The 24,537-nt window shown below is 55.7% G+C and carries 16 protein-coding genes; 7 read left to right on the top strand and 9 right to left on the bottom strand.

Annotated elements, in window-relative coordinates; translation table 11 throughout:
• Nucleotides 1–179: 179 nt before the first annotated feature.
• Entirely contained in the window at nt 180–2,228 is a 2,049-nt protein-coding gene (locus HW561_RS18415; RefSeq protein WP_211198692.1) for a beta-propeller fold lactonase family protein, read from the bottom strand.
• Between the two features lie 232 nt (nt 2,229–2,460).
• Between HW561_RS18415 and HW561_RS18410 the strand changes: the two genes are divergently transcribed.
• The 5 genes from HW561_RS18410 to HW561_RS18390 are packed head-to-tail and all read left to right on the top strand — an operon-like array spanning nt 2,461 to nt 11,946.
• A complete protein-coding gene (locus HW561_RS18410; protein WP_176866839.1) occupies nt 2,461–6,276 on the top strand; it encodes a beta strand repeat-containing protein in 3,816 nt (1,271 codons plus the stop codon).
• Nucleotides 6,277–6,335: 59 nt separating this feature from the next.
• Nucleotides 6,336–7,178 (top strand): SapC family protein, encoded by an 843-nt coding sequence (locus tag HW561_RS18405; protein WP_176866838.1) that lies wholly within the window; start codon nt 6,336–6,338, stop codon nt 7,176–7,178.
• The gene (locus tag HW561_RS18400; RefSeq protein ID WP_176866837.1) at nt 7,165–8,505 is read left to right on the top strand and encodes a TolC family protein; all 1,341 of its coding nucleotides are present in this window, start codon (nt 7,165–7,167) and stop codon (nt 8,503–8,505) included. Before HW561_RS18405 ends, HW561_RS18400 begins: the two co-directional genes overlap by 14 nt.
• Nucleotides 8,505–10,652, top strand: coding sequence for a type I secretion system permease/ATPase (locus tag HW561_RS18395; RefSeq protein ID WP_176866836.1), 2,148 nt, complete (start codon nt 8,505–8,507; stop codon nt 10,650–10,652). The genes HW561_RS18400 and HW561_RS18395 overlap by 1 nt, the downstream gene beginning before the upstream one ends.
• Nucleotides 10,636–11,946, top strand: a complete 1,311-nt coding sequence (locus HW561_RS18390; protein ID WP_176866835.1) for an HlyD family type I secretion periplasmic adaptor subunit — start codon at nt 10,636–10,638, stop codon at nt 11,944–11,946. The genes HW561_RS18395 and HW561_RS18390 overlap by 17 nt, the downstream gene beginning before the upstream one ends.
• 161 nt (nt 11,947–12,107) lie before the next feature.
• Here the strand turns inward: HW561_RS18390 and HW561_RS18385 are convergent, their stop codons facing one another.
• The 8 genes from HW561_RS18385 to HW561_RS18350 all read right to left on the bottom strand — a co-directional run bounded on the left by HW561_RS18385 (nt 12,108) and on the right by HW561_RS18350 (nt 22,387).
• A complete protein-coding gene (locus HW561_RS18385) occupies nt 12,108–12,809 on the bottom strand; it encodes a response regulator transcription factor (RefSeq protein WP_176866834.1) in 702 nt (233 codons plus the stop codon).
• Entirely contained in the window at nt 12,806–14,710 is a 1,905-nt protein-coding gene (locus tag HW561_RS18380; RefSeq protein ID WP_176866833.1) for a PAS-domain containing protein, read from the bottom strand. Before HW561_RS18380 ends, HW561_RS18385 begins: the two co-directional genes overlap by 4 nt.
• A gap of 109 nt (nt 14,711–14,819) precedes the next feature.
• The gene (locus tag HW561_RS18375) at nt 14,820–16,436 is read right to left on the bottom strand and encodes a bifunctional aspartate transaminase/aspartate 4-decarboxylase (protein WP_176866832.1); all 1,617 of its coding nucleotides are present in this window, start codon (nt 16,434–16,436) and stop codon (nt 14,820–14,822) included.
• 18 nt (nt 16,437–16,454) lie between these two features.
• Nucleotides 16,455–18,140: an aspartate-alanine antiporter gene (gene aspT, locus HW561_RS18370; RefSeq protein WP_176866831.1), complete on the bottom strand. Its 1,686-nt coding sequence runs from the start codon at nt 18,138–18,140 to the stop codon at nt 16,455–16,457.
• Nucleotides 18,141–18,371: 231 nt separating this feature from the next.
• Nucleotides 18,372–19,904: a sulfatase-like hydrolase/transferase gene (locus tag HW561_RS18365; protein ID WP_176866830.1), complete on the bottom strand. Its 1,533-nt coding sequence runs from the start codon at nt 19,902–19,904 to the stop codon at nt 18,372–18,374.
• A 72-nt stretch (nt 19,905–19,976) separates the two neighbouring features.
• Nucleotides 19,977–21,812, bottom strand: coding sequence for a carbamoyltransferase family protein (locus tag HW561_RS18360; protein ID WP_176866829.1), 1,836 nt, complete (start codon nt 21,810–21,812; stop codon nt 19,977–19,979).
• 3 nt (nt 21,813–21,815) lie between these two features.
• Complete coding sequence (locus tag HW561_RS24145) at nt 21,816–21,965, bottom strand: DUF5989 family protein (protein ID WP_176866828.1); 150 nt, start codon at nt 21,963–21,965, stop codon at nt 21,816–21,818.
• A gap of 17 nt (nt 21,966–21,982) precedes the next feature.
• Nucleotides 21,983–22,387, bottom strand: a complete 405-nt coding sequence (locus tag HW561_RS18350; protein WP_176866827.1) for an SxtJ family membrane protein — start codon at nt 22,385–22,387, stop codon at nt 21,983–21,985.
• Nucleotides 22,388–22,595: 208 nt separating this feature from the next.
• Between HW561_RS18350 and HW561_RS18345 the strand changes: the two genes are divergently transcribed.
• Nucleotides 22,596–23,720: an ABC transporter permease gene (locus HW561_RS18345; protein ID WP_176866826.1), complete on the top strand. Its 1,125-nt coding sequence runs from the start codon at nt 22,596–22,598 to the stop codon at nt 23,718–23,720.
• Nucleotide 23,721: 1 nt separating this feature from the next.
• The gene (locus HW561_RS18340) at nt 23,722–24,537 is read left to right on the top strand and encodes an ABC transporter ATP-binding protein (protein ID WP_176866825.1); all 816 of its coding nucleotides are present in this window, start codon (nt 23,722–23,724) and stop codon (nt 24,535–24,537) included.

Genomic DNA, 24,537 nt, shown 5'->3' with positions numbered 1-24,537 from the left:
GCACGTCCACCAAGCAACTATGCAGAAAATGCGAATGGCATCGACCAATGCCGTTTCAGACCGGTAGGGTTCTTTGCCAGAGCTCTCTGCATGTTAAACGAACGCCCGCTCCTCAACCGGTCGACCAAAACCAATGACGCACAAACGGTGAGTGACGCTAGAAAAACCAGTGCAAGAAATCAGACGGCTTCCAGATTGCCCAGAAGGATCGAGGTCATGTCGATTGAGATCAAGCCATCCATGGCCACAACATCAACGCCCGTTTCGTAATGCACATTGTTTGGTGTGATGCCCGACAGGTCAGCATCGGCATCCAGAAATACCCATTCGGCCTCGTGCGCCGTGGATTGCCCTACTGCCACCTGCAAAATAGCCAGAGCATCCAACGCATTGATGGTTCCGTCCTGCGTGATATCTGCCGCGATCAGGTTCTCGGGCGTAGCCGGTCCCCACGTTGGATCCAACCCGACCGAGATGCGCAAAACCTGCAAGGCATCCAGCGCATTTATTTCACCACTGGCTGTGGAATACGTTTTGATGATCTCCAACGCGCCGGGGAAGGTTCCAGAGGGTAGGTCCAGATCGAACGCCCCATCCTCATCAGCTGTAACGCTGATTGTGCCGCCGCCGTCTGGTGTGAATCTGATCTCCGCGTCAGTCAGGCCGGGATTGGCTGTCTCTGAATTCACAGAAATACCCCCCTGAACACCGCCCGAACTGTCAGGTTCCAATCCACCAAAATCACCAAAATCAACCGGGATGTGATCCGGACCGCCGAATCCCGCACCAAACACCTCAGCGCTCGTCAGAGACCCACCCGAGGCCGAGAATATCTGAATTGACTCATCCCGGTATTCGATCTCGGCCCCCTGGGCCGTCGTGGTAAACGTCAATTGCGTGGGCGACCGCAGCAACAGGTAGTCGAACAGGTCCAATCGGTCGATGCCGGCTTCGAAATCAGTGATCGTGGTCGGGTCACTCCCAGCTTGCATAACAAAGATGTCGGCACCTGACCCGCCTGTCATCGTGGTGGCAGCAGTACCGGCGATCAGGATGTCCTCTCCGGCCCCACCCAACAGCGTGGTTTCCAATACGCTGCCACTCAGCATGTCATCCGAGGCGGTGCCATTGACTGTGCCAAACCCCTCGCGCACCACACCCAGATCAGCGACCGATACGGTCAGCAGATTCACTCCGGCATCCTGCTGGGCAGTGGCTAGAATCTGTAACTCGTCCCCAACATGAGCGACGCTCAGGGTTTGAACGTTTTGCAGCCCGCTCTCCACCGAATCCGCAATGCTGTCGAGATGTACCAACTGCCCGTCGGGCGTCAGGGTATACAATGTGATCCCGTCATCCCCTCCAGCGGCGACAACAAAGACGCGCCCATCCACCTCGATCACAGAGAGGTCCTGAACCGATTCAAACCGCGTATCGAGTGTGTCCAGCACGTGATCTGTAGGGATCAGGCGCCCATCGCTGCTCAGCCTCATCACACTGACCGAATTACTGCCAGAGCCCGCCACGACCACCCAGGACTGACCATAGGCTTCAACGACCTCGACCGCTGTGGGCGTTGCAATCCCAAGTGTTCCAGTGGTGGCACTGTTGTCGATTGCACTCAAGGTGCCGCTATTTGGATCAACTCTGTAGGTGGTGATGGCATTGCTGGCCGCATCGGAGGAGACTACGAACCGCCCTGCCCCGGACTGGATGGCCTGCATCGAATCAGCCTCTCCGACCACGAACCCCGCAAGACTGAGCGTCCCGTCATTATTGACATGATATGTCCCGATTTGACCGGTATCTTCATGCGCGATGGCTAGCAGATCGGCTGATCCCAGCGACATCTGAACCAATGCCGAGATATCGCCACCACCACTCAGCGTGTCAGTTTCCTGCAGGCTGCCTATGGTGCCGTCAGCATTCAGATCATAACCGACCAGACCCGTCGCGGTGTTCACGTCCAACACCAACTGGTCTTCTCCTGCCAGCGTCACCGGGATACCGCTGCGGCCCATCTGAAAAGTGATCGCGCCGCCGTAATACTCGGTATCCACAATTTGCGGCAGCGCCCCGTCCACCAGCCGCCACACGGCAATGCCACCGGTCGGTCCGGTCACGGTGTAGAGATACGTGTCCCCGTTAAACGTTTTTAAAGCCGTATCGCCGATACCTGAATCGAGCGCCACGCTCCCCGTTGCCACCACACCTTCGAACTGAAGCATCACAACCGTCACCTCCAACGCCACCCCTGGCACTGACAACAGGATGATCCGATGCCCAGACCTAAACCAAAGCAAGAATGTGGTGAAAACGAGGAGTTCGGCTTCAGTTTAACTCAATTTTTCCTCGTCCGATCGCAGCAATAATCAGAGGGCAAGACAGATGAACAAAACCCCAACCGGGCCGGCCTGTCCCCTTGGAAGAACGCGGAAACCACATGTGAGGGCACGAACGATGACCAAAGCAACTGATTCCATTATTCATCCGGCTGCTGATCAACCGGACACCGAACGCAAACAGCACATCCGTCAATGGATTGACGGAAAGGTCCGTCGCTGGGCCGGACGCGGCATCGCCGGTGGGTTTGGATCGACACTGATGGCTTTACCAGCGTTGTCCCAAGCCTCGGTTGAAGAACTATACGCCTTTCAATTCGCGGAAACGATTCCTGGTGTGCGATCGGTCAAGCTGTTGAAAAATGGCGATGCTTTGCTGAAAATGGCCGACGGGCGCACGCTGATTGTGGCCGCTGAAAACGTTCAGATTCTGGACAGTGGCGCAATCATGATCGCCGAAGAAGCAATCGCGGAAATTGCACAGTTCAGTGTCGCTGAAGCTGGCGGTGCTGCTGCAGCAGGTGGCATCAGTGGTGCCGGTATGGCATTGGGTGGCGTTGGCCTGGCCGGCGCCGCAGCGGCGGCCGGTGGTGGAGGCGGCGGTGGCGATGACACAGATGCGCCAACACCCAGTCACCCGAGCCTGAACCTTGCCGGGCTTCAATCCACTGCCCTGAACAGCACCAGCACCAACGCCTTCGCCACGGACGGAACAACCACTGTTGAAGTCACAATTGGCTCTTTGGTCAAAACCGTTACGCCCAATGCTGACGGAAGTTGGAGTATTTCGCTAACACCAGCTGAGGCCAGCAGCTTGCCCCAAGGTGTCTCGACCGTGACAATCCGAAATCTGGATGACGCGGGTCAAGAATTGTCTGTTGAGACCACCCAGTTCAACGTCGATACTTTCCCACCTACCCTGTCGATTGCCGGGTTTTCGGACGGAGCCGTTTTGAACACCGCCGAACAGGCAACGGATCTGATCGTAACAGGCACGACAGACGCGGAAAATGGGCAAGCTGTAACCGTCTCAGTGAATGGGCAGGACTATACGGGTACCGTATCAGGTGGACAGTGGAGTGTGACAGTTCCGGCAGCGGATCTTACCGCACTGCCGGATGGCGCAACCATTGCTGTCACTGCGGATGTTGCCGACAGCGCGGGCAACCCTGCAGTTCAGGTCAGTGGTAGTTTCGACACTGATTTCAGTGCGCCAACCGTTACTCTTGACGCCGTGGCGGGTGGGTCGATCGACCTGATCGATCTGGGCAGCGATCTAACCCTGACAGGCACAACCACAGCCGAAGACGGACAGGCTGTAACCGTAACGTTTATCGGTCAAACTTATACCGGCACGGCCACAGGCGGCGGTTGGAATATCACTATCCCAAGCGGCGATCTTGCCGGCCTGACCTCTGGAACTCCGGCATTGATCAGCGTGACAGTGGACGATGCGGCAGGCAACCCGGCGGTACCGGCCTCGGTGTCGGTCCCGGTGGACCTGACTGGCCCTTCGATCACCATATCATCACTGCCTGTGGGAGCCATTCTGAACGCAAGCGAAGTTGGGTCGGACCTGACCATCACCGGTACAACCGGCAATATCGCCGATGGTCAACAAGTCACCGTAACACTGGACGGTCAGACCTATTCCGCGACAGTGTCAGGCGACAGCTGGAGCGTCAGGGTCCCAACCGCGAACCTGACAGCATTGGCGGATGGAAATGATTTTACCATAACGGCCGACGTCACCGATGCGGACGGCCTTGTCGCCCCACAAGCCAGCGTCCCCCTATCAAAGGATGTCAGCGCACCAACGCTCAGTATCGACAGTTTTTCCGACGGCCCGATCATGAGTGCGGCGGAACAAGGAACCGACCTAACCATCACAGGTTCGACAACGGCTGAAGATGGGCAAACTGTAACGGTCACCATGAATGGTCAGAGTTATACCGGCACGGCTTCGAGCGGCGGATGGAGCGTGACCGTTCCCGCCGCCAATCTTACCGCCCTTTCGGACGGAGCGACTGTGAACGTTACTGCAGATGTCCTTGACGTTGCCGGTAATCCTGCCGTTCAAGCCAGCAATAGCTATGCTACGGATTTCACATCTCCCACGCTTGCCATAACAGGCTTGTCGGATGGTTCGGTGATGAATGCTGTCGAGCAAGGTACTGATCTGGCTGTGTCCGGAACCTCGGACGCGCCTGATGGCACAGTGATATCAGTCAATATTGAACGCGCTGACGGCACAGTGGATGTCAGTGGAACCACCACTGTGACTGGTGGGACTTGGACTTATACAGCTACTGCTTCCGACCTAAGTACGCTGCAGGATGCTGAAGTTTATGGGGTTAGTGCTTCTGTCTCGGATACAGCAGGCAACACCAATCAGGATGTTTCCACTTTTACAACAGATTTCACAGCGCCGACCATCTCGCTGGACGCGTTGCCCGTCGGCACTGTGCTTGACGTCGTAGAACGGGGCAGCGATCTTGACATCTCAGGCACCACAACAGCCGAAGACGGGCAGACAATTTCTGTCACTCTGGGTGGCGAGACCTATCCCGCTGTCGCATCGGGAGGTTCGTGGACGACCACAGTGCCTGCTGTGGATCTCGCTGCGCTGGCTGACGGAACGAGTTTTCCTATCACGGCAACCGTTGATGACGCGGCCGGAAACAGCTCTTCCGTGGCGACGGCTTCGATCGCCACAGATTTTCGACCCGTTCTGAGCCTGAATGCCGTTGGGTCAAACGATACGCTTTCACTGACAGATGCGCAGACTGCAGGTGTGGCAATCAGCGGCTCTTCGGTCGGTTTAAGTATGGGTCAAACAGTAGACGTTCTGCTCAACAGCACTTCGGTCGGTACTGCCACCGTGGGGGCGGACGGCTCATGGTCCTTGACCGTTCCTGCATCTGACTTTTCTGGGGTAGTTGCAGGTGACAACTTGAATTTCTCAGCGCAGGCCACGGTAGTCAGCGGGCCTGATCCTCTGCCCGTGTCCGATGGGATCACGGCACACGTTGCCGCAGCCTATGTCATTACTGAAGTGGCGCACAGTGGATCAACCGTGACATTTGCGATCCATGCAGATTCTGATCGCGATATCTCCAGCGGTTTGGCCATCACCGCAGAACTGGCGTTCGACTCGTCAGTCGCCACCTTTGACACAGGATCAGAAACAAAAAACGGCGAGTTTGACCTGTTCCTGGCAAATCCCGGCACAGGAGATACCATCAATTTTGCCGGAGCAGCGACAACTTTTACCGACCTTTCTCAACCTCTGGTTACGTTCACCATGACGGTTCAGGACGCAAGCCAGCCAATCGAATTGACGATCACTACACCTGATGGCGGGCCGACAGCTTTACAACTTGGCACCGATGGCAACGATACCCTCACTGCAACAGAAGTTGATACCATCATTCGCGGCGGCGAAGGTGACGACGCCATCGATGTCACGGATGCTGGTCGAGACGTTGTCGTGTTCGAAGCAACCCCTGCGGATAACGGCATCGATACAGTCACAGGATTCACGGTCGGTCCGGCGTCAGAAGTTTCCGACGCGCTGATGTTTAGTGGGTTGGATGTCGGATCTTTGCGGGGCGATGGCACCGACACCGAAACCCTCACGCTTGGCAGTGCTCTTGGCGCCGATACGGGCTTTGTCGGTCTGACCACGGTCCTTTCGGACCTCACAGCGGGAACGATTGAAACCGCGGTGGAAAGCTTCTCCGGGGCGATATCCGGTGACGAAGTTTACGTGCTTGCAACTGATGGAAACGACAGTGTCTTGGTGAAAGTCGACTATTCAACTCCGGACACTGCCAGCATTGAAACCATCGCCATATTCGATGGCTTGAACGATCTAAGCGGCCTGGATTCGGACAATATCCTGCACACCGATCCAACTGGAGCAACGGCCTAAGCAAGCCCGCAGCCGAACTTTTAAATCACAAAGGGTCACGCAAATCTTATGAGGCAGTTATGGCGCAGAATGGCTTAACTCCAATCAGCTATCCAAGGCACGGGCATCGGTTTTGGCGACGTTTTACTTCGTATGAGTTCGCGCGAAACGTCACCGATTGCCCAGTGGTAGAGACGGAAATACTTCAGATAGCGGCTGCATTGCCGATCGCATTCAGGTCCGTAGCAGAGGGGCACGAACCTGTGGCCATACTGTCTTTGATCCCGGAATCTTCAACACCTTTTGTTTCGGGCGACGGGGCATGGCTGGCACCCTATGTACCATCCGCCCTGCGCTGCCCCCCGTTTCACGTCAGTCGGGTCAAGGCGTGCGAAAACGAACCCAAAACCCAGCTCCAATTGTTGGTTGATGAAACCCTTGGCCTTTTGACAGACGATCCAACCGACGAGGCCTTTTTTGATCCAACAGGCGAACTGACACCTGAATTGCAAAAGATTCTAGCTTTCTTTCAGGCCCGTACAGTGGCTGCTGACGAAACGTTCGAACTGTGTCGCATCATAGATGGGATGAAATTGTTTACCCCCCTGACCCGACACCTGGGGATGGAATATCCGCCCGGACTGCTGGGTATCAATTCGAGGGCGCTCCGGGACCTACCACAAGCCCAGAAGGCGGTTCTGACAAACAGCGAAGCCCTGCGTTTGATACATGCGCATCAGGTTTCTCTCTCTCACACGGCCTGGCTGATGCGAGCTCAACAACAGGCAAGGCAGCATAGCCCGCATCCCAAAAGTGGCGAACTTTCGGATGTTTCCGGTTTCCTGGATGCAATGGCATCCGCACAGCAAACCGAAGAGATGTTCGCATTCCACGAACCGGAGAGATTCCATGCCGATGTTTGAACACGTTCTTCAGCGGCTGGCCGTTTTGCTCATGACGGTTCAGATTTCCGCTTGCGCAACGCCGCCGGATCTGTCGGCGGTTGAGGCATCGTTTTCTGCCAGTACGACAGGTGCGGGCGCAACGCGACCCTCAGCAAACCTTACCCGAAGCGAGTTTGGAAAAAGGGTGCGCTCAGCCGTGGAAACCAGTCCAAACCTCGTACAAAGCGACACCAGAATGGAGATCGCCAACGCCAATAAGGACGCGGCCAAAGGCGCATTTTTGCCACAAGTCTCACTGGGCATAAACGCGCGATCTGAGCGTATCGAGTCGGATATCGCAGATGTATCGCCCTATCTACGCGTGTCGCAGCTGGTGTACGATGGCGGAGCGGCCTCGGGCGATCTGGCAGCTGCTCGGGCACGCCTATTGGAAAGCCGCGGCAATCAATTGCAGACGGCCGCCGCAACTGCGCTTGCGGCTGTAGAAACCTATGTCTTTGTTTTGGATCGTCGTAAAATTCTGGACATAACCGCCCAGAATGTCGCTGTACATGAAGCATTGGTACGCCAGATCTCTGATCGCGCGGCAAGTGGTGCCGGATCAAACGCGGACGTCTTGACGGCCAGGTCTCGCATGGCTGACGCCCGCACCCGGTTCGCCGATGCCAAGGCCCGAGTCGACCGCGCCGAGGCCCGGTTTCGCGAAGTGTTCGGAACTGCGCCCGGTGTATTACCGGCACCTGTGCCAGCCCCAGATCTGACGCGCAGTGACACTCAAATCGTAATGGACAGCCCCCAGATTCGACGCGCCAACGCCAGTTTGATGGCGGCCAAGGCTGAGTGGGTCGCCACACAGGCACGCCGCCAGCCGGATGTACGCGTCGCCGCTTTCGCCAATCAGGACGACAGCAGCGACGCCAATTTCGGAGTGGATCTTTCCTTTAACTACGAGTTGGACAGCACCGGCCAACGCCGTGCCGCAATCGCCGCTGCCGAAGCACAAGTCAAGGAAGCAGAATTCGCACGCGAGTCCCTGATCCGCGAGATCCGTCGCGAACTAGAGTTCATTCGATCGGATCAAAAAGCAGGTGCTGAGCGACTTCGCGCCGCCAGAGTTGCGTCGCAGGCCAACGCGGACAGCGTCACAGCAGCCCGCGCGCAATTCACAATCGGGCGCCGTAGTTTAATTGAAATTCTGGATGCACAGCGCGACTATGTGAATGCGCAGGAGCGGTTTATCCTGGCGGAACAAAGCTCTTTCCTGACAAATTATGCAGCTCTCAGCTTGACGGGAGATATTCTCGACCTGCTTGGGATTTCGCTGAACTCCTGGGGTGGACTGTAATGACGAAACCAAATGCTGTTCCTGAAATATCTTGTTTGACCGCATTTGAGGCCTGTCTTTTGAATGTGGCTGCCACGCTTGAGCAACCGCTAACGCTTGCCTCGTTGCATGCCGCGCAATCCGGTTCAAACGACGACCTGACCGTACGTGATATCATCGATGTGGCACACCGGACAGGATTGCAGGCCGGTTACGGCAAACGGCATCTGGCCGCCTTTGACGACGGCTTGGCCCCGGCAATTCTGCTGTTGGGCGGAAACCGAGCTGTTGTCTACCACGGACGAACACCCAACGGCACTTTGTTGATCTTTGATCCGGAGCTCGGTGAAGGAATTGGCGAAATTCCCGAAGACAAGTTGAAACTAACTTATACCGGCTATGCCATTTTACTTCGCCGTAATCACAACGATGACATATCCACAGGAGATGTGTCTCAAACAAGTCATTGGTTCTGGTCAGCCCTTTCAGCCAACAGATGGTCTTACATGCAGGTCGCCTTGGCGGCGGCGCTGGCCAATCTGCTGGGCCTGTCTACATCTGTTTTCATCATGGTTGTTTATGACCGCGTCCTGCCGAACGAGGCGACGGAATCTCTGATTGCCTTGACGGCAGGAGTGTGCCTGGCGTTGGTGTTCGACTTTGTTCTTAAACTGTTGAGGGCTGGGTTCATCGACCGGGCAGGACAAAGGGCGGATATGTTCATGGGGCGTCGTGTATTTGACCAGTTGCTCAACATTCAGATGAAGTCACGCACTGGATCCACCGGTGCAATGACCAGTACCGTTCGCGAGTTTGAAACGTTGCGAGAATTTTTTACGTCGGCGACTCTGGTAGCCGTGGTTGATCTGCCATTCATCGGTTTGTTCATTTTTGTAATTTACCTGGTCGGAGGGCCATTGGCTCTGATTCCCGCTCTGGCCGTTCCGATTGTTTTGCTGGCCGGTCTGGCCGTGCAACCAATCCTGTCACGCATGGCGGACAAAAGCCTTGCCGATGGCCAATCCAAGCAATCGGTTCTTATCGAGGCTGTCTCTGGTCTCGAGACCATCAAAACTACGGCCGCCGGACGGCAAATGCGCACCAGATGGGAAAAGGCCATCGAGCAGCAATCCGCGCATAGCGCGCGCAGTCGGGCAGTCACACAATTTGCTCTTAATCTAACCGGGTTCACGCAACAGGCGGCTCAGGTTCTGATCGTTTTCTATGGTGTATTTTTGGTCACAGAAGGTCAGGCGAGCATGGGTGCGCTTGTTGCATCTGTCATGCTGACCGGCCGTGCGCTGGCACCGCTTGGCCAATTGGCTCAGACCCTCACCCGGGTCAATCAGGCGCGCAGTGCGTATCGAAACCTCAACACGTTGATGCAAGCCGAAAGCGAACGGCCCGCCGGGCGCAACTGGATCAATCGTTCTGGCTTCAACGGGCGGATTTCCTTTAGCAATGTTCATTTTTCCTACCCGGATCAGAGCGAAGACACGCTGAACGGAGTGTCATTCACAATAAACCCCGGTGAAAAGGTAGCAATTCTAGGTCAAATCGGCTCTGGGAAAAGTACAATTGCACGGCTTCTACTGGGGCTATACACGCCGCGCGTCGGATCCGTATTACTGGATGGTTTGGATATTCGCCAGATTGACCCGGGCGACCTGCGCCGCAACATCGGATCGGTGTTGCAGGATGTCTGGCTATTTTCCGGTTCGGTACGGGAAAACATTGCCAGCGGCGCGATACGTCCGCGTGACGAAGATCTGATCGAAGCTGGCCGTGTAGCGGGAGTGGAAAATTTTGTGGCGAACAACCCCTGTGGTTATGACCTGAGAATTGCTGAGCGCGGAGAGGGACTTTCGGGTGGACAAAAGCAAGCTATCGCCTTGGCGCGCGCGCTGATCGGGCGACCTCCGGTTCTGCTGCTTGATGAGCCAACCAGCGCAATGGATGTCAAGACCGAGGCACAGGTCATCCAACGTCTCAAACAAGCCACCCAAGACACAACCATGGTGATTGTCACACATAGGACAAGCTTACTGAACCTCGTCGACCGCGTAATTGTCATCGAAGGCGGTAAGATCGGTGCGGATGGTCCCAAAAGCCTACTGACACAACACACACGCCGTACGGGAAGGCACCTAAATGTCGCAGCATCCTGATCTGGCCGCTCTGGCGCGTGAAATGCACGGACGTTCACCTTTGCGCGGCTCGCTCCTGCTGCTGGTGATCCTGTCTTGTCTGTTGGCAGCCGGATTATGGGCCTATGTAACAGAGCTGGACGATGTAACGCGCGTGGATGGGCGGATCGTGCCATCTGGAGATGTACAGCTGATCGAGGCGACTGAACCGGGTGTGCTGCAATCTTTGCATGTTCGCGAAGGTCAGGTGGTAGCCAAAGGCGCATTGCTGATGGAACTGGATACAACACAGATCGACAGTCAGCTAAGCCAGGAACAACAGCGCGCTTTTGGCCTTATGGCGCGGGCGCAGCGTTTACAGGCAGAAATTGATGAAACCGATCTGAAATTTGACGCACAGCTGATCAAGGGTGCACCGGATGTCGTGCGTTCTGAAACCGCACTGTACCAAGGGCGACAGGCGGAGTTGCGCGCTGAAATTGCCATCCTAGAGCGCCAAAGGCAACAGCGGCATCGTGAGTATGAAGAAGGCCTGGTGGATCGTGTGACCGCGGACGAAACGCTCATCGTATTGGCTGAGGAGCGCGCAATTATGGCCCCGCTGGTCGAGCGGCAGATGGAACCGGCAACGACTTTGTTGGCATTACGCCGTAGCGAAGCGGAATGGAAGGGTCGCAAAGTCAGGGCTGAGGCTGTGACCAACAGGCTGAAAACTGGTCTGGGCGAGATAGACGATCGTATTCTTGCCACGCGCATCCGATTCCGCAGTGCTGCGCTGACGGATTTGGCATTGGCAACGGCAGAACTCGCGGCATTGCAACCTGTCCTTCCCGCTTTACGCGACCGGGCTTCGCGCGCGCAGGTTCGATCCCCGGTTCGGGGGATCGTCAATCGAATACACGGGACAACAATAGGTGGCCTTGCGCGTAGCGGAGAGGACCTGATCGAAATCGTGCCTCTGGACGACACGCTACTGGTCGAAGCCTATGTGCGCCCTGAGGATATCGCCTTCTTGCGGGCGGGTCAGCCGGTAAAGGTAAAGATAACGGCCTATGATTTTGCGCGGTACGGGGGGTTGGACGGTGAGATCATTCGAATTGGCGCAGACACCATCACCCGGTCCGAGCGTAATGACGAAGAGGTTTTTGTGGTTGAAATCCGCACGACCAACACGATGCTGGACGGCAAAGGAATTGCTGTTGAAATCATTCCAGGCATGATCGCCGAAGTGGATATTCTGTCCGGTCGCAAGTCAGTATTGGACTACTTGGTTCAACCCGTCGTGAAGATCAAAGATCAAGCGCTGCGCGAGTAGCAAAAGCACGTAGCACAATCAATTCGCGCAATTCTGCGCTCAATATGACCATACGTTAGTAAACGGCTGAGACATCAGCCCTTGATCATTGCCATGGCATATCAATCTGAGCGGAGTTTTCCATGAATGGGAAGGCTGTACCACCAAACCTAGTGGCTTCTTCATCGCCATTCCACATCTCCCACAAAAATGTAGCCGGCACCATAGATTGTCTTGATCAAGCGCGGATTCTTCGGATCTTCGCCAAGCTTGGTCCGAAGCCGCGAGATTCGGACATCCATTGCCCGGTCAAAACTGTCTCCTGCCGCACCACCTAGCGATTCCTGCATCTGGGCGCGACTGATCAACCGTTTTGGGCTTTCCAGAAACAGACGCAAAACTTCTCCTTCAGCATGGCTGAACGGAGTTTCTGTACCGGTGCCATCCTCTAGAACGTACCGGTCAAAATGCGCAATCCAGTCGTTGAATTCAGCAACATCCGAATGTGCGGTCTGTCCACGAGGGGATCGCAACCTGGCGCGTATGCGCGCAACGACTTCAGCCGGGTCAAAGGGTTTGGTAATGTAATCATCTGCCCCAAGCTCCAGACCCGTCACGCGATCCTGAACCTGCGCGCGCCCTGAAATAATGATCACCGCCGCACCCTGTTCCAGTGCCAACCGATGAACCAGCGCCAGCCCGTCCGTATCCGGCAACGACAGGTCAACAAGGCAAACATCAGGCGTCACGCGATTCAGCGCGGCCTCAAACTCCCGTGCACGAGAAAAGCTCTGTGTTCGGAAACCGGCATCCTCCAACGCCTCGGTCAGGATGCGACGGACATCGGGCTCATCATCAAGAATGGTCACCAGCGGTTGGGTCATGAGGTCGCCTCGGTTCGGATCAGCGCGGACAATTGGGCCCGCGTAAACGGTTTGCGCAACACTGGGGCCATAGCAAGCGCCTGTCGATGCAACGGATCAGAATATGGTAGGGAGGTCATCAGAATACACGGCGGTCCGTTTCTCAGTTGTGTCAGCAGATCAAGGCCAGTCTCTGACCCTTCCAATCGGATATCGGACAGAACCAGGGCAATATCCGCGATATCCGCGATCAGGGCCTGCGCCTCATCCACCGAGGTCGCCTCGATCACCGAAAAGCCCAAATCCACCAACATGTCGCGGAACTGACCGCGCAGATCATTATTGTCCTCGACCAATAGCACCAGCCCGTCCTGAACCGGGGCCGCAGGGCGATAAGGCAGGCGCAGCACAACGGAAGCGCCAGACGGAGTGTTGCGCAAATTAAGATCACCACCGGCCAGCTTGACCGTGTCATACACCATTGGCAGACCCAGGCCGGAGCCTTCGCTGCCTTTGGTGGTAAAAAACGGATTCAATGCCTTCTCCAACGCATCAGAGGAAAAGCCGGGACCTGTGTCGGATACGGTGATCTCAACCCAAATTGCCCCAATAGCATGGGCGCTGATGGTGATCTGACCGGTGCTGCCACAGGCATCACGCGCATTCAACACGAGGTTCAACAGAGCATCCTGTACCATTCCGGGATCCAGCATCAGCGCTTGGTCCGGCAGTGTATTGATCACAGACAGCCCCATCCCGCGCGGCAGTGAGGGTGAGGCCAGAACCCGCAGATCCTCTAAAAGACCACGCATATCAGTTGCCTGCGGCTGAGGCGTCCGGTTGCCGGTCATATCCGCAATCCGGTTCAGCAATTGCCCTCCCCTTCGCGCCGTTTGCCGGGTGGCCGTCACAAGCTCACGGGCGTCGTCTGGGATACCCATTTTGTCCAGTCTGGCCTGCATGCCCAAAATGATGGTCAACAGGTTGGAAAAGTCATGCGCCAATCCGCTGGTCATTTGCGCGGCCATCTCACGGCGGCGGGTTTGCTGCAGCGCGACTCGGGCCTGGGTCTCTTCGGTAATGTCCACAGACATTACGTATACGCCCCCTGTCCCATCCGGGGTGAACGAAGCCCGAATTCGGCGGGAATCGTGATCCTCTGTAAACTCAAAGACCGAAGTTTCGCCGTCATATGCCTTTTGCAAAAAAGATTCGACTCGGCGAAAGGCGGCTGCTCCCAATGCTTGGGAAATATGGAGACCCAGAATCTCGGACGGGCGCCCCGGCATAACGGAACTGAGGCGCCGGTTCGAGTAATCATACAGCCCGTTACCATCAAGATGCGCGATATGGGCGGGCATCATCTCGGTCGTCATGCGCGTGCGCGCTTCGATCTCGGTGAGTTCCCGCTTTGCCTCTTCCAGAGCGGTTATGGTCGCCGCCAGCTTTCGGTTGGTGGCAGACAATTCCTCGGCGTGGCTCAGCAGTTGCCCCGATAATTCTTCGGACCGCGCGCGCAGCAGATTTTCGGCGCGTTTGGTTCCCGTTATATCGGTATAGACTGCAACCCAACCACCTTGAGGCAGCGGCGCACCTTCGATGGACACCACTTGCCCATTGGGTCGAACGCGTTCCATATAATGAGGTTCGAACGCAAGGGCCTGATCGACACGCAGAGCCACGATGTCTTCGATACCTTCTTCCTCGCCATACTCACCACGGCTGGCAAGAAAATTGATGGTATCGCGAAACAAGGCCCCGGGCCGTACCAGATCATCCGGCAGATCAAACATCTCTTGGAAGCGTCGATTGCTGAGCACCAACCGCAACTTACTGTCATAAATGGAAAGGGCCTGACCGATCAGATTCAGACCGGCGGTTGTCATCGCCTTGATGCGCTGTTCGGTGATTTCCAAATTCATCCTCCCCGCGGCACATGCGTAACATCAGATGTGCTGCAGGTGTAGAGGGGATTGCACCCACAAAATCAGATAGAGCGCAGTATGCGGCTGACACGACCGCACGCTAAAACTATCCGTGCATAGGTTGGTTGTTCGCCGCGCGATAAGCCTCGACATAGCCCCGCGCAACAGAACGCACGGCGCGGCCAATCTGCGCATAAGCCTCGTCTGGAAGGTTGGCAAAGGACACCCGCGCCGACCAGCCCGGCGCATCAAACCCGCTGCCGTTCAGTAGGACAATGCCGTAATCCTCAGCCAGTTTGAACGCGATATCCAGTGGATGGACGTTCTGCTTGATCCACGCGACGACATCCTCGCCCACGTATTTGCGCAACCAGTATTCAAAATCAATGATCCCGTAATAGGCATCATAGTTTTCGCCCGCTTTCACATCGATTCCCATCGCCTCGGTCAGCATTTGGAAACGGCGATGAACCAGCTCCATACATGCGGTTTGGTAATCCTTTTTGGTGTCTACCAATTCAACCAATGAAAATAGGGTCATCATCACTTGCTGAGGCAGGGAAAGCCCGGCGGTGTGGTTCAGCGCAACGTCCCGGCTGTCTGCGACCAGACGGTCGATAAATCGGATGTCCCGCGGTGTCAGGCTGAGCGTTCCATAACGTTTGTCCAGTGCCTGTTTGATGTCTTCTGGATGATCCGCCAATTTGATGTCAAAGATATTGTCCTTCGCCACCGCGATCACACCGAGTCGCCATCCGGTGCACCCGAAGTACTTCGAGTAGGAATAAACCCCAATCGTGTTGCGCGGCAGCTGCCCCATTACGGACGTGAAATCATGCACAAACGTACCGTAGACGTCATCGGTCAGAACAATCAGATCGGGTCGGTGATTATCGACCAAATCTGCCAGTTTCTGCAACGACGCCGTGTTCAGTGCGACCGAGGATGGGTTGCCGGGATTGACCAGAAAGAACGCCTTGACCTTGGGGTCCTTTAGCTTTTCCACTGCCGCATCAGTTAGCTGGAATCCGTCTTTTTCATCCGTTTCGACATGGACGGATTCCAAGCTGTAATCCTCAAGCTCTGGCATCTCCAGATAGGGGGTGAAGATCGGGGTACACAGCGCGATTGTATCGCCGGGATTCAGCACCCGGTTCGCCTTGAGCGTCTTGAAGATATAGCACATCGCGGCAGTGCCACCTTCGACAGCAAACAGGTCAAATTGGGCGTCCGGCCGGTGGCCTGAACACATGGCCCACATGAGGTATTCATGCGCGATGACAGCGTTGTGTTTCAGAATACGATCCGGCACGGGGTAATTGTCGCCAATTATGGAATCTGTCAGCTCGTGCACAAATTCGTCGGCATCAAAATCGAAGGCGAAAATGGCATGTTTGACGACCTCCAGCAGGGTGTTCACGCCCGGCATGTCTGCATTGGTTTCGGCCCAGCTTAGCAGGCGGTCATAGCAACCTTTCATCGCCGGCATCCCGCCCAGACCGGCGGGATGGTTCATAACTCGCCTGGACTCGACGACTGCGAACTGCCCCAAGGCAAAAAACGCCTCTCTGGGTCGAACAGCGACCCAGTTGGGGTTACCGCGTCCGGCATTCAAAAACGCACTGTTGGATTTGCGCGCCTCGTCCGAGGCCAATTTGATGAGCTCGTCCTTGATTTGAAAAGGGCTGAGCGCTTCGTAATCGTGCAGTTTCAGGCGGTCCATGAATCAAACCTTTCCAAATCAGCTGAGGATCAAAACGACGACCATACCAAAGATGGTCAACAATGTGTTGCCGATGGCATAGGGCATGCCATACCCCAATGCTGGGATGCGGCTTTGGGCGGCCTCTTGGATCATCCCCAGGGCGGCCGTCGTGGTCCGAGCGCCCGCACAGGCGCCGAACAGGATGGCGGGGTGAAACTTGAAAACGTAGTGGCCGACATAAACTGAAAAGATCATCGGCAAGGACGTGGCCACAATACCCCATAGCAACAGGGCAATACCTGCCTGTTGCAAGCCCGCGATAAACCCGGGACCTGCCGTTATACCAATCACTGCAATGAAAACGTTCAGTCCCAGCGTGTTCATCAACCAGAGCGATGGGCCGGGAATGCGACCAAACGTGGGGTGCACAGTGCGCAACCAACCCAGCAACAACCCAGCCAACAGCGCGCCACCAGTTGTCGACAGGCTGATCGGAAATCCACCCATCATGACCGCCAACGTGCCGATCAATCCTCCGAGGAATATGCCCCAACCAACAAACGCCAGATCGGTGGTGTCCACCGGGCGGTCTGCGTACCCTATCTCGGCAATCGCAGCCTCAACATGGCGCTTGCTGCCAAGCACCGTCAATATATCGCCGCGATGCACGATGGTTCCGGGCAGCAATGGTAGTTCAATCATGTTCCGCATCAGTTTCGAAACATAAACACCACGTGAAATGGACAACCTGCCCAGTTGTTCCAGAGTCTTTCCATGGACTTCCTTATTCGTGATCAGAACATCCAGTTTCTCCGATGGAATGCTAAGCAGTTCGGGTGCATCAGATTCCTTCAAGCTGTTCTCAAGCAGACCCACCAAATCCGCACGCCGACCCGAGAACATTACGATATCACCCGCCTGCAACATCGTGTTGTCATCAACTTCGATAATCTGGTCGCCGCGTTTGATCCGTTCCGCATAAATGCGAACGCCGGGAAGCAGATTCTTAACCGGTTGGCCCAACAGATCACTTCCTTCGGGGATATCAAAAGCCCGGGCTTCGATGGCCCGATAAGCCGACACTATGCCTTCACCGGTTTCAGTCGCCGCGCCGCCGCCCAGCTTGGCCTCGTATTCCTTGCATGCCGCGACCAAATCAACGCCAATCAGTCGAGGTCCGATCTTGGCCAGAATGATGGCGGATCCAATGGTCCCGTAAATATAGGTTACCGCATATGCGATGGGAATCTGGTTGGCATATGTTTGTACCTGTTCGGTCGAAAGCCCCAAATGGTTGATCTGATCAGTCGCCACCCCGATCGCCGCAGAAATTGTCTGCGATCCAGCGTACAGACCTGCGGCATAGCCCAGTTCCAACCCGGCGATTTTGGCAGCAATAAGCGGTACAATCAGGCAAAGCGCCAAAACGCTGAGCGCAAAAAGCACCTCGCGGGCGCCATCAGCCTTCAGGCCCCGAATGAACTGTGGTCCGACGCCGTAACCGACAGCGAAGATGAACATGATGAAGAATGTCGATTTGACGGCGGAATCAATGTCGATGTGAACCTGACCGATCACCACAGCAGCAAGTAACGTCCCGGTAACAGTCCCCAGACTGAAGCCCATGAATTTCCAGGGCCCGATCAGAAATCCGATACCTATCGAAAGAAATACCGCCAATTCAGGATAGGTTCGCAACACATTCACAAACCATTCGACCATCGTCTACCTCCCATGCGTCGGGTCATCCTGACAATGTGTCAGGAACACCCAAGATCCCAGAAGCCGCGGACATTCAGCGTCGACAAACCATATGAATAAAAATCAGCCCACCATACCGACACTGCCGCCCGGCGAAGTTCAATCAAAACAAAGTATTTTGAAGATGACGATATCGTAAGATATGAATTTGTCTAGGATTTTTCCAGCTACAAGACGTAACCAAACAATCTGTTAGTACCTTGGGCGCGACTTTGCACCTGCCGCCGTGATCGTGTGCAACGACAGCGTATGATCCATGTTACGCATCCGGTGCCGCAGCATCTGACGGCCAAGTCGCGCGAGGTCTGCTGCAAACTCGGGTTTGCACGCAACGTTCTCGAACTCGCCCTTGCCATGATGATCAAACAGGATCGGCGGCAGGTCAGCCGCAAATTCAACCAGTGTAAACTGTTCATCTCGCAAGATGCCAAGACACGAGTCGCTGTTGCTGGTGCCCAGCTGTTGTTGCCAAACGGTAGGCTTTTCGGGTTCGGAAAAATCCAGTTCGCTAAAGGAATAGCTGCGCCAGTCTTCGGGCACATTGCCCTGCAACAGGGGCAGCAAGGACCGACCGTCCATCGCATTTGGGACCGATTGACCGACCCAATCAAGGATGGTTGGCGTGATATCCACGGCCTCGGTCGGAACCGTAACAGACGTCCCGGCCTGTGCCTGATTGTCAGGCATACGGATCATCAGCGGCGTATGGTAAGCCGCGTCATAGACTGTCATTTTACCCCAGCTATGCCGATCCCCAAGCATTTCGCCATGATCGGCGGAGATCACCACGAGCGTGTCGTCGTGTTGCCCGCTATCCTTGAGGTATTGAACGACACGCCCGATGTGATGATCAACCTCTGTCGCCAACCCCAGATAGATGGCGCGCAGGGTTCGGATATCCTCGTCCGTAGGCTCGAGATCATCAAATCCATGAACAAAATCGCGAGCCGCATTTGCATTGAGTTTTGGGCCAAAGAACGGATGCTGTGCCCGTTCAGTTTCGACCGTATCCATTCGCGCGGGCAGAGGAATGCCAGCCGGGTCATACATGTCGTTAAACGGCGCAGGCGCAACCAATGGCGGGTGTGGGCGGATATACGTCAGATGTGCAAACCAGTTCTGACCACGAAGCGGCGCAATGCCATCAAGAAACGCATCCGTTAAGAAAGCGGTGTCGCTGTCTTCGGCTTTGTACAATGCGGGGTCGTTCAGCTTCGGCGTGCCGCCGTTCGGGGAAACCGGCTTGTAAACGTCCCAATAGCGATCAAAAGCATAGCCTTTCTTCATCAAATACGACTGCCAAGGATGGGATACATCCGCGCGCATTTCCACGACTTCCAGGAAACCATCCATCACCTGCTCATACGACTTGAGCATGGGGTCATTGGGATCATGCACCCGAGGATCGGCGGAGGTATCTGTGTAGCCGAACAGCTTGGGCAGATATCCGGCCTTACGCATTTCGGTCGCGAGGTTGGGTGTGTCGTGGCGCAGCGGTGTGCCGTTGCGCACCGACCGGTGGTTCATGGCGTATTGACCAGTCAGCAGCGAGGCGCGCGACGGTCCACAAGGATTGGTGACCGAAAAGTGCCGCGTGAATGTCACTGCCTCGCCCATGAAGGCGCGCAGGTTCGGCAAATCCACATGCGACGCCAATGCGCCGGACAGGCAATCCGCCCGCAGCTGATCGATGATGATGAATAAGACGTTTCCAGCCTGACGCATGCCACGATCCCCGATTCTGCACCCGTTGTTCAGATGCGGAATGTGTCGTGGTTCAAACGCCCATGCAACTGGTTAATCCAGCTCGTATTTAGTCTCGTAATTCTCCCGTAGCGCCGGGTCCTGATCGTCCTTGCGCAACAGGCAATTGCCGATGGACAGCACCTCGATATCCGTGCCCATGAAACAACGAAACGCGTCCGTAGGCGTACACACGATCGGTTCTCCACGCACGTTGAACGAGGTGTTCACCACCAGCGAACAGCCCGTCAATTCTTTGAACTTGGAGATCAGAGCGTGATAGGCCGGGTTCGTCTCTTCATGCACTGTCTGGATACGCGCGGAATAGTCCACATGCGTGACGGCCGGGATATCGGACCGCTTTACGTTCAGCTTTTCGATGCCAAACAAAGCGTTTTCATCGTCTGTCATTTGACGCCGGATACGATCCTGAACGTCGGCGACGATCAGCATATAGGGGCTGTCACCGTCCAACTCGAACCACTCGGATACGTCTTCGCGCAATACGGAAGGCGCGAAAGGTCTAAAACTCTCGCGGTATTTGACCTTGAGGTTGAGCGTTTTCTGCATCGACTCCGACCGCGGATCGCCCAGGATCGAACGCGCGCCCAGGGCACGCGGCCCGAACTCCATACGCCCCTGAAACCACCCAACGGCTTTGCCATCGGCCAGCGCCTGCGCGGTCTGATCGACCATCTCGCCGTTTTCATAGGTCGTGAATTTCGCCCCTACTTCGGACAATTCACGCGCGATTTCGTCATCTTCGAAATGCGGCCCAAGGTAGGACCCTTGCATTTGATCGCCCGAAGGAACTTCACGTGGCTGCTTCATCTCTTGATGCCAAGCGGCATAAGCGGCACCCAAGGCCCCCCCGGCATCGCCAGCCGCGGGCTGTACCCATAGATTGTCAAACGCACCATCGCGCAGGATTTTACCATTGGCGACACAATTCAGTGCCACGCCGCCTGCCATGCACAGGTTTCGAATACCATGTTCACGCGCCAAATCACGGGTGATGCGCAACATGATTTCCTCGGTCACGGCTTGAACCGAGGCCGCGATGTCCATGTGGAATTGCGTCAGCTGATCCGTTTCCGGTTTGCGCACGGGATGACCAAACAAATCCTCCAGCGCCTTGTTGGTCATCGTCAGACCAGCCGTGTAGTTGAAATACTTCTGGTTCAGACGGAACGATCCGTCCTCTTTCAGATCAACCAGATGCTCAAGGATCAGGTCCTTGTATTGCGACACACCATAGGGCGCGAGGCCCATGACCTTGTACTCGCCAGAATTGACCTTGAACCCGGTATAATAGGTGAAAGCTGAATAAAGCAGCCCCAGAGAGTGGGGGAAGTGCAGCTCCTTCACTATGGTCAGATCATTGCCGCGACCTATACCAACCGTCGTTGTGGCCCATTCGCCCACACCGTCTACTGTCAGAACAATCGCTTCTTCGAAGGGTGATGGATAAAACGCACTGGCCGCGTGGCTGACGTGGTGTTCAGAAAACAGAATCTTATCGACCGTAAACTCCGGGTCGATCTTGCGCAGCTGCTTGTTCAACAGATCCTTGAGAAACAGCTTTTCGCGCAGCCAAACCGGCATCGCCATACGGAACGAATTGAAACCGCGCGGAGCGACCGCGATGTAGGTTTCGATGAGCCGTTCGAACTTGAGAAACGGTTTGTCATAAAAAACAACATTGTCCACGTCCGAGAGGCTGATCCCTGATTCGGCCAGAACGTAAGCGATGGCCTCTTCAGGAAATCCCGGGTCGTGTTTGCGACGGGTAAAACGTTCTTCCTGCGCGGCGGCAACAATCTTGCCGTCGCGCAGCAATGCCGCTGCGCTGTCATGATACAGCGCGGAAATGCCTAGAATATACGTCATGGATCAGAACAGCGTATAGACGAACGGTGCAATCGCCGAACCTTGGCTAAGCACGATCAGGCCGCCGAAAATACCCAACACAATCAGGATGGGCAGCAGCCAAAACTTCTTTCTAACCCTCATAAATGACCAGAGCTCGGAAACAAATGTCACGCCTGGTACTCCCTTCCTTAAAACTGTTGTTTCATGCTGCCAGGCTGATCTTTGCGATCGATCCAGTAGCTTTTTGCCGAACTGTCTAATTTCTCAGACAAAAGATCTTTGCCAAACAGGCGCGCCACTACGCCGAACGGTACAAATGTCGTGATGAACACCAGGAACATTACGATCGGCGCAACAACTGCACCCAGCAACATACCAAACTTGAACCACAGTCGATTGGGTGTGGTCAGCGTTTGCGGGGCTAAAAGGCTGAGCGCCAAAATGGTTGCAGCGATAGCCAATGGAATCCAACGCACCGTCCCCCCGCCCCAAAGCGGCCACAGAGCGATGATTAGAAAAACCGCGGTAAAGACAAATCCAAACCCACGCTCGGACCCGATTTCGACATCAACATTGGAGTGATGATCAGACATGGAACACAACCAAATAACAAAAACACAATTACATCCTTAAGGATAACATCACCACCGAGTGAAACAAGTCCTTTGACCGTCTATCCTTCGGGAAAAGGTCTGGCGGATATGTCACCGGGTGTCGCAACTGCGCCATCCTGAGCAGTCAAATCCGAACCAAGCGACATAAACCGTTGCAGCCCTTGGTCATTTCACTTCACATATCGTCATGACGCGGCCAACGATAACATCAGAGCATAATACCAACTGCACCCATGTGCGGATTGCTGGTGAAATGCTGACGCATTCACTGGAAGCCGTGGAACACGACTTTGCCGCGATTCAACCTGCTGGGGGCGACGTGACAATGGACCTATCCGGCGTCGAAGCGCTGGATACCGGCGGCGCCTGGCTGGTCGCAGATCTGGCGCGGCGTTTCACGTCCGACGGCGCGAAACTGCAGTTTGAGGGCGTCTTGCCCGCGCACGCGGCACTGATTGATACCGTGTCGCACAACATTCCCGATGATCCTGGTCAGCTTGCCAAGCCGCGCAGTTTTGTGGATTGGGTCGAACACGTGGGCCGGGGTACATTCGGGGCGTGGCAAGACACGCTGTCGATCCTTGGGTTTCTGGGCCTCACATTGCATCGGCTTGTCCGCACATTTGCCATGCCCTGGCGGCTGCGCCGCGCGGCCTTGGTCACACATATGGAAGAGACTGGTTTCAAAGCCCTGCCCATTGTCGCCCTTATGGGCTTTCTGATCGGTGTTGTTCTGGCTTTTCAAGGTGCCACCCAGCTGAAACAGTTCGGAGCCGAGATTTTTGTGGTCGAGCTGATCTCGATCTCAGTCCTACGCGAATTGGGAATTCTACTGACAGCCATCATTGTTGCGGGTCGGTCGGGGTCGGCCTTCACCGCATCCATCGGGTCGATGAAAGTTCAGGAAGAAATCGACGCAATGCGTACACTGGGTCTGGACCCCATCGAGGTGTTGGTCATCCCACGTGTACTGGCCCTGCTGATCATGCTTCCTATTTTGGGTTTTGTCGCCGACATGGCAGGTCTGTTCGGCGGCGCCTTGATGAGCTGGATAGACCTTGGCGTCAGCCCCGGCATGTTCATCACGCGCCTGAAGGAAAACACCGATGTCTGGCAATTGGCCGTTGGCCTGATCAAGGCACCGTTTTTCGCCCTGGTCATCGGCGTGGTCGCCTGTTGGCAGGCCATGCAGGTCAAAGGTTCGGCGCAAAGTGTTGGACAAAGAACCACCGCATCAGTCGTGCAATCCATCTTCATGGTGATTGCCATCGACGCGCTGTTTTCGATCTTCTTCTCTCAGATCGGTGTGTGACATGGATGGCACTGTTCAGCAGCAAATGGCACAGGCTGACGCGCAACGCGAGGCTGTGATCCGCGTGCGCGGCCTTAGAAACCAGTTCGGCCAACAGGTAGTGCATGATGATCTGGATCTCGACGTCTGGCGTGGCGAAGTTTTGGGCATCGTTGGCGGATCAGGCACCGGCAAATCAGTTCTGCTGCGCACGATTGTTGGCCTGAACACACCCGCCGCCGGCAGCATCGAGGTTTTGGGCGTTGATGTCCTGAACGGCCCTGAGGAAGACCGGCGCAGGATTGAACGACATTGGGGTGTGGCTTTTCAGGACGGGGCATTGTTTTCCTCGCTGACCGTGCTGCAAAACGTGATGGCCCCGCTGCGCGAGCACACAGGAATTAGCGAAAAATTGATGGAGGCGCTTGGGGCGCTCAAGATCAGCCTGGTGGGTTTGCCGCAACTGAGCTGTGGAAAGTTCCCGTCTGAATTGTCGGGCGGCATGCGCAAACGCGCCGCTTTGGCGCGGGCCCTCTCGCTGGACCCCGAGATTGTGTTTCTGGACGAACCCACCGCAGGTTTGGATCCGATCGGGGCCGCCGCCTATGATGAGTTGATCGGAGAGCTACAGCAGGCGCTTGGCCTGACAGTGTTCATGGTAACCCATGATCTGGACAGCCTTTATGCCATCTGTGACCGTGTTGCAGTGCTTGCAGAAAAACGCGTGCTGGTTGAAGGTCCGATTGAAGACATGACCAAGGTCGATCATCCTTGGGTCAAGGAATACTTCACAGGTCCCCGCGCCCGCGCGGCGCAACAGAAGGGACAGGACAGGTAG

This window comes from Ruegeria haliotis (assembly GCF_013377785.1).
Taxonomy (GTDB): Bacteria; Pseudomonadota; Alphaproteobacteria; order Rhodobacterales; family Rhodobacteraceae; genus Ruegeria; species Ruegeria haliotis.
This window is presented reverse-complemented; position numbering and strand designations above follow the sequence as displayed.